Genomic DNA, 16,495 nt, shown 5'->3' with positions numbered 1-16,495 from the left:
TCACCCCTCCCCACGGGTCACGGTCGCGGCGTACGCCGGCGAGTCGTCCAGCAACTGCCGGTGCGTGCCCTCCGCGAGCACCCGCCCGCCCTCCACGTAGAGCACGTGGTCGGTACGGTCGAGCACCAGCGGGCTGGTCGTGCAGACCATCGTCGTCCTGCCGGCCCGGGCCTTGGCGAGGCGTTCGGCGATGCGGGCCTCGGTGTGGGCGTCGACGGCGCTGGTGGGCTCGACCAGGATGAGCACCTCCGGGTCGGCCAGCAGCGCCCTGACCAGGCGCAGCCGTTGCTGCTGACCGCCGGAGAACTCCCGCCCGGCCTCGGCCACCATGGAGGACAGGCCGTCGGGCAGCGCCTCCACGATGTCCTCGGCGCAGGCGGCCTGCAGGGCCTGCCACACCTCCTCGTCGGAGGCCGTGCCGCGCACGTCCAGCTCGTCGCGCAGGGGGCCGGTGAACAGGCGGGCGCCGTTGTCGGCTACCACGATCCGGGCGCGCACCTCCTCCATGGGCAGGAGCGACAGGTCGGTCGCCCCGAACATGACGTCGCCCTCGGCGTAGCGGCCGAGGCGGTCGGCGATGGCGATGGCGTCCTCCGGGGCGTTCGCGGCGACCGCCGTGAGCCAGCCGGGCTGGAGGGTGACGCCGCTGTAGGAGTCGCGCAGCACGCCGCCCGCGCTGCTTCCGGTGCCACCGGTGAGGTCGGGCTCCATGGACAGGATGCGGATCACGCGCCCGGCGGCCACGTGGCCCTTGGTGAGCTTGTCGGCCATCTCGGTGAGCGTGCGCAGCGGCCCGATCAGGAAGACGGCGTAGAGGTAGAAGGAGACGAGCTGCCCGGTGGGGATCTTCCCGTCCACCGCGAACGACGCGCCGATGCCGGTGACGACCGCGATGAGCAGGCCGGGCAGCACGATCTGGGCGCCTTCCAGCACCGACTCGACCCCGGCCACGCGCACCCCGGCCCGCCGCACCTGCTGGGAGCCGTCGCGGTAGCGCCCGGCGAAGACCTGCTCCCCGCCGATGCCGCGCAACACCCGCAGGCCCGCCACGATGTCGGCGGCGCGGGTGGACAGGTCGCCGGTCAGCTCGCGCTGCCTGGCCTGCCGCCGGTGCAGGGGCTTGAGCAGCGGCCCGACGGCCACGGCCATGAGCGGCACGCCGAACAGCACCAGCAGGCCCAGCGGGAGCGACGTGGAGATGAGGATCACAGTGACGGTGACGATCGCCACGACCGACCCGACACCGCGCAGCAGGATGTCCATGGAGCTGCCGATATGAGCGATATCAGAGTTTCCGACGCTGACGACCTCCCCGGTCGACAGGCGCTTCGGCAGCGTGGCGCCCAGCCTGGCGGCCTGCCGGGCGGTCACCTGCACCGTGCGGTACGCGGCGGCCAGCCAGTTGTAGACGGCCATGCGGTGCCGCATGATGCCGGTGAACGCCTGCAGCAGGCCGAGCCCGAAGAGAATCGACGCCCAGAGCACCAGCGCCCTGGAGTCCTTGGCGGTGACGGCGTCGATGCCCTTCCCGAGCACAGCCGGCATGAGCGCCTGCACCAGCCACCACAACGTCGCGAAACCGATGCCCGCAAGCAAGGACGGAGTCTGCCGCCGCGCGTTCCACCACAGGTAGCGGAGCGGGCTGCGGATGTCGGGCACGCCGGGATCGGCTTCAGGAAGGGAGCGCATGGCCTGACAAGGTTGACAAGGCGGTGCCCGGCCCGGCAAATGGTTTTCACCCCGCGCTCCCGGTGCCGTACGCACGATCCGCCTCCCGGCTCGTAGGCAGAAGTCGGCCCGCCACCGGCTCCGATGGCAGGCCGAGCGTCCGGGAGGGAACGACTCCGTTCCGGTGCTGCTGGGAGACGTGAGCGCCCGGGAAGGAACGACTCAGTACCGACCCTGGTGCGAGACATGAGCGCCCGGGAGGGCCGCTCGGCACCGACCGTGGTGGGAGGCGTGGGCGCCCGGGAAGGCCGCTCGGCACCGGTTCATCGGCGCCTGATCTTTACCAAGCCCGGACATACACCTTGTGCCACAGAGGGTCACTTTCTGTGATGAGCTGGGGGTATGAGCGTGGAGGAACTCCTGCTGAAGATCGCCGACCTGTGCCCGCCCAGGAGAGGTCGCACATGAACAGCACGGTCATCTGGCAGGCCGCCGCGCACCTCCTCGCCTACCCCGACGAGCGCTTCTGGCGGCGCCTCCCGCTGATCAGGGACGCCGCCGAGCCGCACTTCGGGGCGTTCCTGGCCCGCGCCACCGACCTGGGTCCCGGCGAGCTGGCCGCCCACTACGTGGAGACGTTCGACCTGCACCGGCGCTGCTGCCTCCACCTGACCCACTACACCGACGACGACACCCGCCGGCGCGGCCGGTCGCTGGCCGCGCTCAGACAGCGCTACCACGCGGCGGGCTGGGAGCTGATGGACGACGAGCTGCCCGATTTCCTGCCGGTCATGCTGGAGTTCGCGGCGCTCGATCCCGCGGGCGCCACCGTGCTCAAGGAGCACCGGCCGGAGCTGGAGCTGCTGCTCACCGCGCTGTCCGACCGCGACTCGCCGTACGCGTACGTGATCGGCGCGGTGTGCGCGGCGCTGCCACCGATCACCGCCGACGAGCTTCTTCAGGCCACCTGCCCGACCCAGGGCAGCCAGGACGGCCCACCACCGCCCGAGATGGTGGGGGTCGATTCATGACCAGCCGGTTGGGTCACTCGTAGGCGGGGCTCGTGAGAGCCGCAAGCAGGTGCTCGTGGGGTGCCGGGGCACACTCGCTCCCCTGGTCCCGCGGAGCCCTCGCCGTCCAGTCTGACGTCGCGGTGTGTAGGGCAGGCTGACACCGCACCCCGACGCCGGGCGCGCGGCGGCGGCAGGCCGACACTGCGGCCCGACGCCGGGAGCGAGGGGCGGCAGGCCGGCGCCCTCCCCAACAACGGCGGGCGGGACCGGGTCGGCGCTCACCCCCGGTGCCACGGCGATGCGGTCAGCCCGACACTCTTTACAAGGTGCACGCGGCCCCCTGGATGCCGTTGGTGACGCTCTTGCCGTTCAGCCCCCTGGCGCGAGCACTTTCCGACCCTCTGGGGCATTTGTTCCGTCCTTACATCGTGTATCGGAGTGGCGTCCGATGGCGTGCCGGGGGTCTGGGGAAGGGTGCGGGTACGCCAGAATCGACCCTTGTGAAGCACGGGTACACCAACAGCACATTCGGCGACGGCGCCCTGGTCGTGAAGTGCTACCAAGGCCCGGAGGCGGCGTTCAGGCTCTCGACGGAGAGGAGATACCTGCGCCGCCTGCGCGGCAGGCTGCCCGTGCCGCGCGTGCACGGGGTGACCTCGACCAGCCTGACGACCCGCTTCGTGCCGGGGGACCACGGCCAGGACCTCCTCGACGAGGGCCACGCCGTGGAGGTGCTCACCGAGTGCGGCCGGATCCTGTCCGACCTCCACCGGCTGGGCATCGTGCACGGCGACTTCGGCCCCCAGAACATGCTGTTCGACCCGGCCACGTTCCGTACGACCGCGATCCTCGACTGGGAGTGGGCCCATCCGGGGCAGCCGATCGAGGACCTGGCGTGGTGCGAGTGGATCATCCGCAGCCACCACCCCGAGCACGTCCCGCTGCTCCCCCACTTCTTCGGCGCCTACGACGGCACCGTGCCCGGGTGGGCGGAGCGCCAGGAGGCCATGGTGGCCCGCTGCCGTGCCCTGCTCGACTTCTGCGCCCGCTGGGAGCCGGGCGGCGGCAGCGAGAAGCTCTGGCGCGAGCGCCTCGACGCCACGGCCGCCTGGAGCGAGTGACCTCAGGTCCCGGCGGTGGCATGGGCCGGCAGTGCGCCGGCGGCGGCATGGGCCGGCAGTGCCGGCGGTGGCATGGGCGGGCAGTGCCGGGCGCGAGGGCGGCGCTCCTCCAGATCCGCGCTGAACGGGGCCGCACTCCTCCACCTGCGCGCTGAACGGGACCGCGCTCATCCGCATGCAGGCTGAACGGGACCGGCGGTCACGTTCGCCCAGCCCCCGGCGGGAGGAATGGAAGTTCCGGCCGGGGTGTAACAACGGGAGAGTTCAGACCACTTCGTGGTGTCAGAAGAACGCATCCCGAACAAAGGGGCTGGGCGGTGACGGATGATGCACAGCGATTCACCGGCATGTACGACGCGTGCCGGCAACGCGTGTGGGCCTACGCGGTCAGTCGCGCGGGTCGGCAGGTGGCCGACGAGGTCGTGAGCGAGACGTTCGCGATCGCCTGGCGGCGGCTGGACGACGTGCCGGAACCGCCGTTGCCGTGGTTGCTGGGCGTCGCCAGGAACGTGCTGCGCGACAACGTACGCGCGGAGGTGCGCCGGGAGGCGCTCGCGGCCGAGCTGCGGGCCTGGACCGAGGGCGACGTGGCCGACCAGGTGACCGAGCGCCTGGGCATTCTGCGCGCGCTCGCCACGCTGGCGGACGACGACCGGGAGATCCTCATCCTCGTCGCCTGGCAGGGCCTGTCACCGAAGGAGGGCGCCCGGGTCGTCGGCTGCTCGTCGGCGGCGTTCCGCGTACGGCTGCACCGGGCGCGCAAACGGCTCAAGCAGGCCCTCGACCAGGCCGCGGAGCCCGGCGGCCTGGCCAGGACCGAGCAGGCGGCCCCCCGTCCCCACGTGCGGAACCTCAGCGAGGAGTGGTCATGAACCCCATGGACGAACTCAAGGCCGCCCGGCCCGCCCATCTCGGCGACCGGTCCGTGGACCCGCACACCCGGGCCACGGAGCTCTCCCGTGCCATGGCGGGCGCCAGGCAGCCGCGGCGCGGGCGCAGGGCCGTACGGCCCGCGTGGGGTCTGGGGCTGGCCGGGGCACTGGCGGCCGCGACGGCGGCGGTCGTGGTCGTCTCCGCGAACGGCCCTGCGCCGGCACCCGCCCCCAGCGCGCCCGCGAGCGTGGCGAGCGCGCCGAAGGTGACGCTGTCGGCCCGTGACGTGCTGCTGGCCGCCGCCGGCAACGCCGCCAGGCAGGAGGACGGCAGCGGCGCGTACTGGCACAGCGTGTCGGTGAGCCGCAGCGTGTTCACGGCGGCCGAGGGTGGCTACCAGGTCGTGGACCAGCAGCGCAGCGAGAGCTGGACGCCCCGCGCCACCGGGGCCGACCAGCAGCAGTGGAGCCGCTCCCGGTCGCTCGGCGCGCGGCCCGCCACCGAGGAGGACCGGCAGGCCTGGGAGCGGGCCGGCTCGCCCGCGGAGATCGAGGTCAAGGTCGCCAGGAAGGGGGCCATCGTGCTGAACACCTCCCCGGGCAAGGCTCAATCGGGTCACAGCCCCCTGGTGGACGGCGACAAGGTGTTCTGGCTGGGCCGCAACGTCACCATGAAGGACCTGCTGGCACTGCCGGACGACCCGGACGAGCTCAAGAGGTGGCTGCTGGCCTCGTACGAGGGGCATGACACCGAGTCGTCGAGCGTGCCGATGGCCAGGGGGCCCTGGCTGTTCAGGGTGAGCGTCGGGCTGATCATGGACATGCCGGTGACGCCCGAGGTGCGCGGGGCCGCGTTCCGGATGCTGGCCGACGTGGACGGCGTGCAGGTCGCCCAGAACGTGACGGACGCGGAGGGCCGCCAGGGCACCGCCGTGTCGATCGAGGAGCCCACCCAGGGCGGCGGTGTCACGGAGCACCGGCTGGTCTTCGACGAGTCGACCGGACGCGCCCTGGCCAGCGAGAACGTCGTGGTGAAGGCCCGCGGTCTCCAGGCCGGCCTGGCGCCGGGCACGGTGTCGAACTCGACCGCCCTGATCGAGGCCGGCTGGACCGACACCCGGTCCTAGAACACCCGCCCGCCCGGCCCGAAGACGCCTGTCGGGCCGGCTCTAGGACACCCGCCTGCCCGGCCTTAGAACACCGGCCTGCCCGGCCCGAAGGCACCTGTCGGGCCGGCCCTAGGACACCTGCCGGCCCTAGGACACCTGCCGGGCCTCGTCGTTGGCGTTGGCGCGGATCTGCTGGATGCGCTGCTTGGTCAGCCCCAGCAGCTCACCGATGTCGCCGTCGGACAGGCCCAGCTCGTGCATGTGCTTGACCCGTTTCTTGAGCGTGCGCGTGTAGTCCTCGGCGATCGCGGCGGCCTGTCGCTGCAGGGCGGCGAAGTCGTCGAGGTCCTGCTCCGAAAGGCCGGGCAGCGTGTAGTGGTAGACCGGCGTGGGCGGCCGGTCGCGGTCGGCGAACAGGAACGGCAGGCCGTCGGCGACGTCCCCGTGCAGCTCCTTCAACGTGCGGGCGGACATGCAGCCGGCCACGCCGTCCACCTGGGCCAGCCAGAGGCTGCCCGCCAGGGTGATGTGAACGTCAACGCGGTCCGCGGTCATGGATCCTCCAGCCAGTCGTCGCCGAACAGGTGCGCGAGCCCCCGTTCGAGGGAGTCCACCAGGTGCGGGGTCTCCCCAGGGAAGAGCGGGACGATCGCGCGGGCCGCGACGCGGCCCTCGGCGTCCCACAGCAGGAGGAATCGCTGGCGTTTCGTCGTTTCCGCCCAGTCGCAGCGCAAGCCATGGGTGTGGGAGAGCCCGATGATCCGATCGCGGATGGCCGCGTAGTCGTCTCGTTCCACCACACGCGGCAGACTATATCCCTTGCCCAACACCGACAAGGGGTCTTGTCGACAAGATTAGTCAGCGCCCCAGGCCACCAGGAACGTGCGTACGGCGGCGCGGGCCAGGCTCCGCAGCTCGGCTTCCGGGAGAGCGCGGGTGCCCATCTCCGAGCGAACCTCCAGCGGCCCGACGAGCAGCGCCATGAACTGCTCGGCCGCCTCGTCGGGATCGGCGGCGCGCAGGCGGCCCTGGAGCGCCAGCCTGGCCAGCCGGTCGGCCAGCGCCTGGTGGAGGCGGGGCCCGCCGCCCTTGACGATGTCGAGCAGGTCGGGGAAGCGGAGGATCTCGGAGTAGAGCAGGCGGCGCAGCGCGCATGAGCGGTCGTCGGTGTGCAGCCGGAGCAGCTCGTCGGCGACGCCCTCCAAGGTGGACCGCAGGTCGTCGCCGGGATCGGCCAGCGGCTCCAGCGCCGCCAGGCGCTCGTCGAGGAGGGCCTGCGCGACGGCCTCGACGGCGTTCCTGAACAGGGTGGCCTTGTCGGTCATGTGGTTGTAGACCGTCGGCTTGGCCACGCCGGCCTCGTCCGCGATGTCCTGCACGCCGGCCCGCGCGTAGCCGAGCCGGGCGAACACGGCGAAGGCGCCCTCCAGGATCGCCCGCCGCTTGTCGATCCGCCCGCGCGAGATGGTCGCCATGCCACCGATTGTACTCGCTGGTTCAGATTTATTGACGAGAGAGTTGTATTCAAACTCATGGGATCGCTATTTTGAACCCATGAGTTCAAGTGATGACCGCCTCACCCCGACGCTGCTCGGCGTCATCGGGGTGATCCTGCTCGGCGGGCTGCTGGGCATCCTCAACAGCACGATGGCCGCCGTCGCCATCGACACCCTGGCCGAAGCCTTCGGAACCTCGCTCAGCACGATCGGGTGGACGTCCACCGGGTTCCTGCTGGCCGTGACCGCCACCATCCCGTTCACCACCTGGGCCGTCGACCGGTTCGGCGGCAGGCGCCTGTGGCTGGCCGGTCTGGCGATCTTCATCGCCGGATCGCTCGGCGCCGGCCTGGCCTGGAACGTGGGCGCGCTGATCGCCTTCCGCGTGGCGCAGGGCTTCGGCGCCGGGCTGCTCGACCCCCTCGTACTCATCCTGCTGGCCCGCGCCGCCGGGCCGCGCCGGGCCGGGCGGGTGATGGGGCTGATGGGCGTGGTCCTGTCACTGGGGCCCGTCCTCGGGCCGATCGCGGGCGGCGCCGTACTCTCCGGGCTGTCGTGGCGGTGGATGTTCCTGCTCAGCGTGCCGTTCGGCCTCGTGGCGCTGCTCCTGGCCCTGCGGGCGATCCCCGCCGACCCCGAGACCGGATCGGCCTCCACGCGCCTGGACGTGACCGGGCTGGCGCTGCTCGGGCCGGGATTCGCGGCCGTCGTGCTGGCGCTGTCACAGACGGCCGAGCAGGGCACGCCGGCCACCTGGCAGGCCCTGCTCCCCCTGGGCGCGGGCATGCTGCTGCTGGTCGCCTACGCCCTGCGCGGGCGCCGGAGCGGTCCGCCCCTGATCGACCTGCGGCTGTTCACCAGCCGCGGCTTCAGCGCGAGCGTCACGATCATGGGCCTCGGCGGGCTGGCGCTCTTCGCCGTCCTCTTCGCCCTGCCTCTGTACTACCAGCAGGCCCACGGCCACGGCGTGCTCGCCGCCGGGCTGCTGATGGCGCCGGTCGGGCTGGGCGGCGCAGTCGCCATGCCGCTGGCCGGACGGCTGTCCGACCGCGTCGGCGCCCGCGGACTGGCCACCGGCGGCGCCCTCGTGGCCGCGCTCAGCGCGCTGTCCTTCACCTGGATCGGCGCCGGCACGCCGGAGGTCTGGCCCGCGCTGGCCGCGTTCGCGATCGGGCTGGGCAGCGGCTGCTTCAGCGCGCCCACCATGGGCTCCCTCTACCGCGCGCTGCCGCCGTCACAGGTGGCGCAGGGCAGCTCCGTGCTCTACATGCTCAACCAGCTCGGAGCCGCCCTCGGCGTCGCCGTCGTCACCCTCGTGCTCCAGACCGCCGGAGATCTCATCAGCGGCTTTCACGGCCTCTTCTGGCTGGTCGTGGCCGCGACCGTGATCGTCCTGGCCGCCGTCCCGCTCCTGCCCGGCCGGCCACGTACGGGGGCCGTACCGGAGCAAGAGCGCGAACCCGAGGACACCGGTGCGGCGGTCAGCCCTTGTAGTTGAAGATCTGGCGCAGCGTGTGCTGGACCTCCACCAGATCCTCCTGGTCCGCCATCACCTGGTCGATCGGCTTGTACGCCTCGGGGTGCTCGTCCACCAGCGCGGCGGCCCGGTTCGCGTTCCAGGTGCGGCCGCTCATCGCCTGGGTCAGCGAGGCCACCGACAGCTCCTTCTTCGCCTTGGTCCGCGACATGCGCCGCCCCGCGCCGTGCGCGCAGGAGTTGTACGACTCGGGGTTGCCGCGGCCGCGCACGATGTAGGAGCGGGTGCCCATGGAGCCCGGGATCACGCCCTCGTCGCCGGTGTCGGCCTTGATGGCGCCCTTCCGGGTGATCCACAGGGACCTGCCGTAGTGAGTCTCCTGCTGGGTGAAATTGTGGTGACAATTGATCGTACGGACCCGCTGCCCCTTGCCGACGACCTTGAACAGGGCGCTGATCAGGACCCGGTCCATCCGCGCCCGCGAGGCCATCGCGTAGTGCTGGGCCCACAGCATGTCCTCGATGTACGCGGTGAACTCCGGCGTGCTCTGCACGAGGTAGGCGAGGTCGGGGTCCTCCAGGCCGACGGCCTGCTTCCGCATCAGCTTCTTCGCGCCCGTGATGTGCAGCTGGGCGAGCTGGTTGCCGATGCCGCGCGACCCCGAGTGGAGCACCGTCCAGACGCGGTCGCGCTCGTCCAGGCAGACCTCGACGAAGTGGTTGCCCGACCCGAGCGTGCCGAACTGGTCGGCGACCTTCTTGGCCTGCTTGGGCGTCAGGTCGGTGTGCGGGAGCCCCAGGTCGCTGAGCGCGCGGTCGACCGACGGGTCCTCGTGCCCCTTGCCGACGCCGGCGGGGATGCGCTGCTCCACCATCGGCATCAGGGCCGCGAGCGTGCCGGGCAGGTCGGCGGCTGTGAGCGAGGTCTCGGTGGCGACCATGCCGCAACCGATGTCCACGCCGACGGCGGCGGGAATGATCGCGTTCTCGGTGGGGATCACGGAGCCGACCGTCGCACCGATGCCGACGTGCGCGTCGGGCATGAGAGCGACGTGTCCGGACACGAACGGCAGACGCGCGGTGCGGGCGGCCTGCATGATCGCGCGTTCGTCGATCTCGCTGGCCCACGACAGCAGGTTGGGTGCGGGCTGGTGCGGCATGGGATGAATCTCCTCACTGGTTCTTGATCAGTGTGGCGTGACCAGGTAAGGAAATCCCACCCATTTTATCGAAGCCCCCTGTCACGGCGTGCGTCGCTCCCCGGCGTCCATGCGGGTCAGGCCGACGAGCTCCACGCCGGCACGCCCTCGCGCCGCCTCCGGGCGAGATCATCCTCGCAGGCGCCTCCGAGGATCAGGTCTGGCTTCTGAGCCGGGCGTACGCCGCGGGTGGCATGCCGACGGCCGCGGTGAAGTCGCGGGTCAGGTGCGCCTGGTCGGTGTAGCCGAGCTCGGCGGCCAGCGTGGCCAGGTCGAGGCCCTGGTAGACCCGCTCCGCCGCCTCGTGCAGCCGGAAGCGGCGGATCACCCACTTGGGGCCGATCCCGACATGGTCCCGGAACAGGCGCTGCAGCGAGCGCACCGACCGCCCCGACAGGGCGGCCAGTTCGTCGACCCTGGTGACGGACACGTCGCCCTCCGCCAACGCCACCAGCGCTGCGGCCTCCTCCGCCTGCGGGTCCTGACGCGGCTCCAAGCCCAGCAGGAACGCCTCGATGATCGCGATGGCGGACCGGGCATCCGGCTCTGCCAGAACCTCCTCGGCCAGGGCCGCGCCCGCCGCACCGAACATCTCGCCGATCTCCACGAAACGGCCGGTCAGCTGGGAGACCGGACCGCCGAGGAAGGGCCGGAAGCCGCCGGGGCGGAAGCGCGTGCCGATCACGCGGCCGCTGTCCCGCATCGTGTAGGAGAACCCGCCCCTGATCACTCCCGCGATCCGGCGGAAGTCCCGGGTGATCGTCATGTTCACGCTGGGGTGGGAGACGATGCGCTGCTCGTACGGCTCGGCGAGGTCGGTCCACGTGACCACCCAGAAGCGCTCCACGTACGCCGAGAGCTCGGGCCGGGGTTCCTGCGGCAGGTAGTCGAACGCGCTGAGCCCCGCGTACGGGTCGACCCAGCCGCGATGTCGCGTTTCTACAAGCCGCGACTTGGGCGAACGGGACACGATGGCTGCCATGGAAGACATGATGCCGTTGATGGCGCGCGCCACCGAACAGACCGCGGGAGTCGTGCGCGCGGTGCGGCAGGAGCAACTCGGGTCCCCGACGCCCTGCGCGAAGTTCGACGTCAAGGACCTGATCAGCCACCTGGAGTGGGTGGCGGAGATGTTCGAGTCGATCGCGCGCGGCGGGCCGAGGACCGAGCAGGGGCCGTACGCGGGCGACTTCCCGGAGCGCGCGGAACGCACGCTGGCCGCCTGGTCCCGGCCCGAGGCGTGGGAGGGCACCAGCGAGGGCATGGGCCTGCCGATGACCGTGATGGCCCGGATGTACCTCGTCGACATGGTCGTCCACGGCTGGGATCTGGCCAGGGCCACGGGTCAGGAGTACGAACCGGACCCTGAGGCCGTCCTGGAGGCGGTGAACTTCACGAACCAGATGGTGGAGACGGGCCGGCAGCGCGGCGCCTTCGGGCCGCCGGTGGCGGTGCCGGACGACGCCCCGCAGTTCGACCGCCTGCTCGGGGTCATCGGCCGGGATCCGGCCTGGACACCTCTCGGGTGACGTCGCGGCTGAGCGTGACGAACCGGGCGATCAGCACGATGACCGCCACGTACGCGGTAGTCGCCGTACATGAAGATCGGGGCGGCGAGGGAGACGGCCGGCTGGTGCTGCTGCTCGAGCTCGTACCCGGTGTCCAGGTCGTCGGCACGGCCGGCGACGGCCTGCGGGCGGTCCGCACGGCTGCCGAGCTGTCGCCCGACGTGGTGCTGATGGACCTGCGGATGCCGCTTCTCGACAGGGTGCAGGCGACCAGGCGCATCCGCGCCGCTCGGCCCGGCCCACGCCCTCCCCGACGGGCTGACCCAGCGTGAGGGCGGGGTGCTGGAGCTGATCGCCGATGGCTGCTCCAATGCCGAGATCGCGGCCCGCCTGTTCATCTCGGAGGCCACCGTGAAGAGCCACATCGACAGCCTGTTCGCCAAGATCGGCGTACGCGACCGTGCCCAGGCCGTCACCTACGCCTTCAGGAACGGCCTGGCACCCCGCGGCTGACGCGACCACGACCGGGCCCCGGCCCGCCTACCCACCTGGCCCCTACTTGGCGTTGGCCTTGAGGTAGTCGGAGTTCATCTGGGCGATCGCGTCCAGCGGGATGCCCTTCGGGCACACCGCCGTGCATTCACCCGTGTTCGTGCAGCCGCCGAACCCCTCCGCGTCCATCTGGTCCACCATGGCCTTGGCGCGCGTGAGGCGTTCGGGCTGGCCCTGAGGTAGGAGGCTCAGGTGGGTGATCTTGGCGGCGGTGAAGAGCGAGGCGGAGCCGTTGGGGCAGGCCGCCACGCAGGCGCCGCAGCCGATGCAGGTGGCCGCGTCGAAGGCCGCGTCCGCGTTCTCCTTGCGCACCGGGATGCTGTGGGCGTCCGGCGCCGAGCCGGCCGGGACGGAGACGAAGCCGCCCGCCTGGATGATGCGGTCGAACGCGCTGCGGTCCACGACCAGGTCCTTGACGACCGGGAAGGGGGCCGCGCGCCACGGCTCGATGGTGATCTCGGCGCCGTCCTCGAAGTGGCGCATGTGCAGCTGGCACGTCGTGGTGGCGCGCTGCTCGCCGTGCGCGACGCCGTTGATGACCATGCCGCACATGCCGCAGATGCCCTCGCGGCAGTCGTGGTCGAAGGCGATCGGGTCGTCGCCCTCCAGGATGAGGCGCTCGTTCAGGACGTCCAGCATCTCCAGGAACGACATGTCCGGGGAGACGTCCTCCACGCGGTACGTCACCATGCGTCCCGCGTCCGAAGGACCGCTCTGACGCCAGACCTTCAAGGTCAGATTCACTTGTAGCTCCGCTGGGTCATCTTGACGTACTCGTACTCGAGCGGTTCCTTGTGCAGCACCGGCCCGTCGGGGCCGCGCTCCCAGGCGGACACGTGCGCGAAGTTCTCGTCGTCGCGCAGCGCCTCGCCGTCGGCGTCCTGGGACTCGGCGCGGAAGTGGCCGCCGCACGACTCCGTGCGGATGAGGGCGTCGAGGCACATGAGCTCGGCCAGGTCGAAGAAGTCGGCGACGCGCCCGGCCCGCTCCAGCACCTGGTTGAGCTCCTCGGCGGTCCCGGTGACCTTGACGTCGCGCCAGAACTCCTCGCGCAGCTCGGGGATGCGCTCCAGCGCCTTGCGCAGCGACTCCTCGGTGCGCTCCATGCCGCAGTAGTCCCACATGAGCTTGCCGAGCTCGCGGTGGAAGGAGTCGGGGGTACGGTGGCCGTTCACCGACAGCAGCCGGTCGATCTTCGTACGGACCTTGATCTCGGCCTCCGCCACGGCCTCCTCGTCCACGTCGCCGAACGGCCCGGCGGCCAGGTAGTCGCCGATGGTGGTCGGAAGCACGAAATATCCGTCGGCCAGGCCCTGCATCAGGGCCGACGCGCCGAGCCGGTTGGCGCCGTGGTCGGAGAAGTTGGCCTCGCCGATGACGAACAGCCCGGGGATCGTCGACTGCAGGTCGTAATCGACCCAGAGCCCGCCCATCGTGTAGTGGACGGCCGGGTAGATGCGCATCGGCACCTCGTACGGGTTCTCCCCCGTGATGCGCTCGTACATCTCGAAGAGGTTGCCGTACTTCTTCTCCACGGCGTCGCGGCCGAGGCGGTTGATGGCGTCCCGGAAGTCGAGGTAGACCCCGAGCCCGCCGGGGCCGACGCCGCGGCCCTCGTCGCAGACGTTCTTGGCGGCGCGCGAGGCGATGTCCCGGGGGACGAGGTTCCCGAAAGCGGGATAGATCCGCTCCAGGTAGTAGTCGCGTTCCTCGTCCGGGATGTCGCCCGGGGCGCGGGTGTCGTTCTTGCGCAGCGGCACCCACACGCGGCCGTCGTTCCGCAGCGACTCCGACATCAGCGTCAGCTTCGACTGGTACTCGCCGGAGACCGGGATGCAGGTCGGGTGGATCTGCGTGTAGCAGGGGTTGGCGAAGTACGCGCCGCGTTCGTGCGCCCGCCAGATCGCCGTCGTGTTGCAGCCCTTGGCGTTCGTGGACAGGAAGAACACGTTCCCGTAGCCGCCGGTGGCCAGCACCACGGCGTCGGCGATGTGCCGCTCGATCTCGCCGGTCACCATGTCGCGCACGATGACGCCGCGCGCCCGCCCGTCGGAGATGATCAGATCGAGCATCTCGTGCCGGGTGTGCATGGTGACGGTCCCGGCCGCGATCTGCCGCTCCAGCGCCTGGTACGCGCCCAGCAGCAGCTGCTGGCCCGTCTGGCCGCGGGCGTAGAACGTACGGGAGACCTGGGCGCCGCCGAACGAGCGGGTGTCGAGCAGGCCGCCGTACTCGCGGGCGAAGGGCACGCCCTGCGCCACGGCCTGGTCGATGATGTTCACCGACACCTGGGCCAGGCGGTAGACGTTCGACTCGCGGGAGCGGAAGTCGCCGCCCTTCACCGTGTCGTAGAACAGGCGGTAGATGCTGTCGCCGTCGCCGCGGTAGTTCTTCGCGGCGTTGATCCCGCCCTGAGCGGCGATGGAGTGCGCGCGGCGCGGCGTGTCCTGGTAGCAGAACGACTTGACGTTGTAGCCCAGCTCGCCCAGCGTCGCCGCGGCCGAGCCGCCCGCCAGGCCGGTGCCGACCACGATCACGTTGAGCTTGCGCTTGTTGGCGGGGTTGACCAGCTTCGCGCTGAACTTCCGCTTCTCCCACCGCTCTTCGATGGGCCCGGACGGAGCCTTGGTGTCCTGGATCTCCGAGCCTTCGGTGTACTTCATTACTTCACAACTCCGAACGTGACGGCGAGCGGCGGCGCGAGGAAGCCCAGGACGAGGACGGCGGACACCAGTCCCGCCGTCAGCCGGAGGGCCTTGTTACGCGTCCGGTTGGCCCAGCCGAGCGTCTGGAAGGCGCTCCAGAGGCCGTGCCGCAGATGCAGGCCGACCATGACGACGGCCACCAGGTAGATCAGGGTCACCCACCACCGGGACGGGTCGAAGCCGGCGATCATCCGCTCCGCGGGGGCGGAGTCGAACCCCGCCGGGTTCACGACGCCGAAGGTCAGGTCGAGCAGGTGCCAGACGACGTAGAGCGCGATCGTGATGCCGCCGAACCGCATGATGTGCGTGGCGTAGCCGTTGGCCTGCGACTTCTTCTTGGCGACGTACTTGACCGGCCGGGCGTGGTGGGCGCGGCGCGACAGCGAGATCGCGGCCCACATGTGCAGGACGACCGAGGCGACGAGCACGATCTCCACCAGCGTCAGCACCGTCCGGTACGGCGCGAGGGGCTCGAGGAGCGTGCGCAGCGCGTGGGCGTACTCGTTGAAGGAGTCGCGGCCGAGGAAGATCTTGAGGTTGCCCAGCATGTGGAGCAGCAGGAAGAGGACCATGATGGCCCCCGTGACGGCCATCACGACCTTCTTGCCGTTGGACGAGCGGAGGAACCCGCCGGGCCTCCGGCTCCTCTGGGCCTTCTTGGGGGCGGAAACAGGCGCGGTGGCGGCACCGCGCTCTATCGTGGCAGTCACGCTCCAAACGCTAGGTATCCAGCGATGATCCGTCCAAGTCATGACAGGTCTGGTTTCGATAGCCTGCGGCTATGATGCTTGAATCAGACGGTCCCCTACGCTGACGACACGGACGTGGTGCGAGGAAAATCACATGCAGTTGCAGCAGCTCGCGTACTTCGTCGCCGTCGCCGAGGCCAGGCACTTCACCCAGGCGGCCGAGCGCATGAGGGTCGCGCAGCCGTCGCTCAGCAAGCAGATCAAGGCCCTGGAGACCGACATGGGCGCCCCGCTGTTCTTCCGCGCCCGGGGCAACGTCACGCTGACGGCGGCCGGCGAGGCGCTGCTGCCGCTCGCCCGCAGGATCCTCGCCGACGCCGACACCGCCAGGCAGGAGGTCGCCGAGATCGCCGGGCTGCGCAGGGGCCGGGTGCGGCTCGGGGCCACGCCCTCGCTCTGCGCGGGGCTGCTGGCCGACGCGCTGGCCCGCTTCCACCGCAGCTATCCCGGCATCGAGCTGATGGTGGAGGAGGGCGGCTCGCGCGACCTGGTCAGGGCGCTGGCCAGGGGCCAGCTCGATCTGTCGCTGATCATCATGCCGCTGCAGAGCGACGACCCCTCGCTGGTGACCGAGGAGATCCTGCGGGAGAACCTCGTGGTCGTCTCCCCCTCCCACGAGCGGCCGAAGGGGGCGTACCTGGAGATCGAGGCCCTGCGCGGGCGCCAGATGGTGATGTTCCGGCGCGGCTACGACCTGCGCGAGGCCACGCTGGCGGCCTGCCGGCAGGCCGGGTTCGAGCCGACCTTCGCGGTGCAGGGCGGCGAGATGGACGCCGTGCTGCGCTTCGTGGAGGCGGGCCTGGGCGTGGCCGTGGTGCCCTCGATGGTGCTCGACGGGCGCCCGGGGCTGTCGGGAACGCCGCTCGCGCCGCCGGGGCTGAGCCGTACGATCGCCCTGGCGCACCGCAAGGACGTCGAGCCCACCAGGGCCGGCCGGGCGTTCCGGGAGACCCTGCTGTCGTTCGTCGTCGAAGCCGGCCACGAGGGCACGCTTCCGCAAGGGGTGGAGCTCATCGCAGAATGAACA

General features: G+C 71.1%; 18 protein-coding genes and 1 pseudogene. 10 read left to right on the top strand and 9 right to left on the bottom strand.

Annotation, left to right across the window (positions count from 1 at the left end; genetic code table 11):
- Positions 1 to 1,689 (bottom strand): ABC transporter ATP-binding protein, encoded by a 1,689-nt coding sequence (locus FH608_RS32140; protein WP_139637174.1) that lies wholly within the window; start codon positions 1,687 to 1,689, stop codon positions 1 to 3.
- 443 nt (positions 1,690 to 2,132) lie between these two features.
- Here FH608_RS32140 and narJ point away from each other — a divergent pair, with 443 nt between their 5' ends.
- The 5 genes and pseudogenes from narJ (at position 2,133) to FH608_RS32115 (ending at position 5,801) form a co-directional block, all read left to right on the top strand.
- Complete coding sequence (narJ, locus tag FH608_RS32135; RefSeq protein WP_139637173.1) at positions 2,133 to 2,699, top strand: nitrate reductase molybdenum cofactor assembly chaperone; 567 nt, start codon at positions 2,133 to 2,135, stop codon at positions 2,697 to 2,699.
- Positions 2,700 to 2,968: 269 nt separating this feature from the next.
- Positions 2,969 to 3,109, top strand: a pseudogene (locus FH608_RS54490) (respiratory nitrate reductase subunit gamma); the annotation flags it as partial.
- 72 nt (positions 3,110 to 3,181) lie between these two features.
- Complete coding sequence (locus FH608_RS32125) at positions 3,182 to 3,802, top strand: phosphotransferase (protein WP_139637234.1); 621 nt, start codon at positions 3,182 to 3,184, stop codon at positions 3,800 to 3,802.
- A 317-nt stretch (positions 3,803 to 4,119) separates the two neighbouring features.
- On the top strand, positions 4,120 to 4,674 hold the full coding sequence (locus FH608_RS32120; protein ID WP_226900082.1) for an RNA polymerase sigma factor: 555 nt from the start codon (positions 4,120 to 4,122) through the stop codon (positions 4,672 to 4,674).
- Entirely contained in the window at positions 4,671 to 5,801 is a 1,131-nt protein-coding gene (locus tag FH608_RS32115; protein ID WP_139637172.1) for a CU044_5270 family protein, read from the top strand. The genes FH608_RS32120 and FH608_RS32115 overlap by 4 nt, the downstream gene beginning before the upstream one ends.
- Before the next feature lie 129 nt (positions 5,802 to 5,930).
- Here the strand turns inward: FH608_RS32115 and FH608_RS32110 are convergent, their stop codons facing one another.
- The 3 genes from FH608_RS32110 to FH608_RS32100 are packed head-to-tail and all read right to left on the bottom strand — an operon-like array spanning position 5,931 to position 7,258.
- On the bottom strand, positions 5,931 to 6,338 hold the full coding sequence (locus tag FH608_RS32110; RefSeq protein WP_139637171.1) for a hypothetical protein: 408 nt from the start codon (positions 6,336 to 6,338) through the stop codon (positions 5,931 to 5,933).
- Complete coding sequence (locus tag FH608_RS32105) at positions 6,335 to 6,583, bottom strand: hypothetical protein (RefSeq protein ID WP_139637170.1); 249 nt, start codon at positions 6,581 to 6,583, stop codon at positions 6,335 to 6,337. The genes FH608_RS32110 and FH608_RS32105 overlap by 4 nt, the downstream gene beginning before the upstream one ends.
- A gap of 54 nt (positions 6,584 to 6,637) precedes the next feature.
- Positions 6,638 to 7,258, bottom strand: a complete 621-nt coding sequence (locus FH608_RS32100; RefSeq protein WP_139637169.1) for a TetR/AcrR family transcriptional regulator — start codon at positions 7,256 to 7,258, stop codon at positions 6,638 to 6,640.
- A gap of 79 nt (positions 7,259 to 7,337) precedes the next feature.
- Here FH608_RS32100 and FH608_RS32095 point away from each other — a divergent pair, with 79 nt between their 5' ends.
- Positions 7,338 to 8,777, top strand: a complete 1,440-nt coding sequence (locus FH608_RS32095) for a DHA2 family efflux MFS transporter permease subunit (RefSeq protein WP_139637168.1) — start codon at positions 7,338 to 7,340, stop codon at positions 8,775 to 8,777.
- Here FH608_RS32095 and FH608_RS32090 read toward each other — a convergent pair.
- Both FH608_RS32090 and FH608_RS32085 read right to left on the bottom strand, forming a co-directional pair.
- Positions 8,761 to 9,915: an RtcB family protein gene (locus FH608_RS32090; RefSeq protein ID WP_139637167.1), complete on the bottom strand. Its 1,155-nt coding sequence runs from the start codon at positions 9,913 to 9,915 to the stop codon at positions 8,761 to 8,763. The two genes, FH608_RS32095 and FH608_RS32090, sit on opposite strands and share 17 nt — an antisense overlap.
- Positions 9,916 to 10,108: 193 nt before the next feature.
- Positions 10,109 to 10,936, bottom strand: a complete 828-nt coding sequence (locus FH608_RS32085) for a helix-turn-helix domain-containing protein (protein ID WP_193318742.1) — start codon at positions 10,934 to 10,936, stop codon at positions 10,109 to 10,111.
- Between FH608_RS32085 and FH608_RS32080 the strand changes: the two genes are divergently transcribed.
- From FH608_RS32080 to FH608_RS54225, 3 genes are read left to right on the top strand one after another with little or no spacing between them, the layout of a single operon-like run.
- Entirely contained in the window at positions 10,935 to 11,483 is a 549-nt protein-coding gene (locus FH608_RS32080) for a TIGR03086 family metal-binding protein (protein WP_193318741.1), read from the top strand. The two genes, FH608_RS32085 and FH608_RS32080, sit on opposite strands and share 2 nt — an antisense overlap.
- The gene (locus FH608_RS54230) at positions 11,480 to 11,794 is read left to right on the top strand and encodes a response regulator (RefSeq protein WP_193318740.1); all 315 of its coding nucleotides are present in this window, start codon (positions 11,480 to 11,482) and stop codon (positions 11,792 to 11,794) included. The genes FH608_RS32080 and FH608_RS54230 overlap by 4 nt, the downstream gene beginning before the upstream one ends.
- A 7-nt stretch (positions 11,795 to 11,801) precedes the next feature.
- On the top strand, positions 11,802 to 11,975 hold the full coding sequence (locus FH608_RS54225) for a helix-turn-helix domain-containing protein (RefSeq protein ID WP_317135593.1): 174 nt from the start codon (positions 11,802 to 11,804) through the stop codon (positions 11,973 to 11,975).
- A 42-nt stretch (positions 11,976 to 12,017) separates the two neighbouring features.
- On the opposite strand, the gene FH608_RS32070 is transcribed toward FH608_RS54225, so the two are convergent.
- Genes FH608_RS32070 through FH608_RS32060 form a run of 3 tightly spaced genes read right to left on the bottom strand, consistent with a single transcriptional unit; the run spans position 12,018 to position 15,429 of the window.
- Entirely contained in the window at positions 12,018 to 12,758 is a 741-nt protein-coding gene (locus FH608_RS32070) for a succinate dehydrogenase/fumarate reductase iron-sulfur subunit (RefSeq protein WP_139637164.1), read from the bottom strand.
- Positions 12,755 to 14,677, bottom strand: a complete 1,923-nt coding sequence (locus FH608_RS32065; RefSeq protein WP_139637163.1) for a fumarate reductase/succinate dehydrogenase flavoprotein subunit — start codon at positions 14,675 to 14,677, stop codon at positions 12,755 to 12,757. Before FH608_RS32065 ends, FH608_RS32070 begins: the two co-directional genes overlap by 4 nt.
- Entirely contained in the window at positions 14,677 to 15,429 is a 753-nt protein-coding gene (locus tag FH608_RS32060) for a succinate dehydrogenase cytochrome b subunit (protein ID WP_226900081.1), read from the bottom strand. Before FH608_RS32060 ends, FH608_RS32065 begins: the two co-directional genes overlap by 1 nt.
- A gap of 133 nt (positions 15,430 to 15,562) precedes the next feature.
- Between FH608_RS32060 and FH608_RS32055 the strand changes: the two genes are divergently transcribed.
- Entirely contained in the window at positions 15,563 to 16,492 is a 930-nt protein-coding gene (locus FH608_RS32055; RefSeq protein ID WP_139637161.1) for a LysR family transcriptional regulator, read from the top strand.
- Positions 16,493 to 16,495 lie beyond the last annotated feature (3 nt).

The sequence above is a fragment of the Nonomuraea phyllanthi genome (genome assembly GCF_006334985.2).
GTDB lineage: Bacteria > Actinomycetota > Actinomycetes > Streptosporangiales > Streptosporangiaceae > Nonomuraea > Nonomuraea phyllanthi.
The sequence above is the reverse complement of the archived record's forward strand: the minus strand, read 5'-3'. Positions and strand labels throughout refer to the sequence as shown.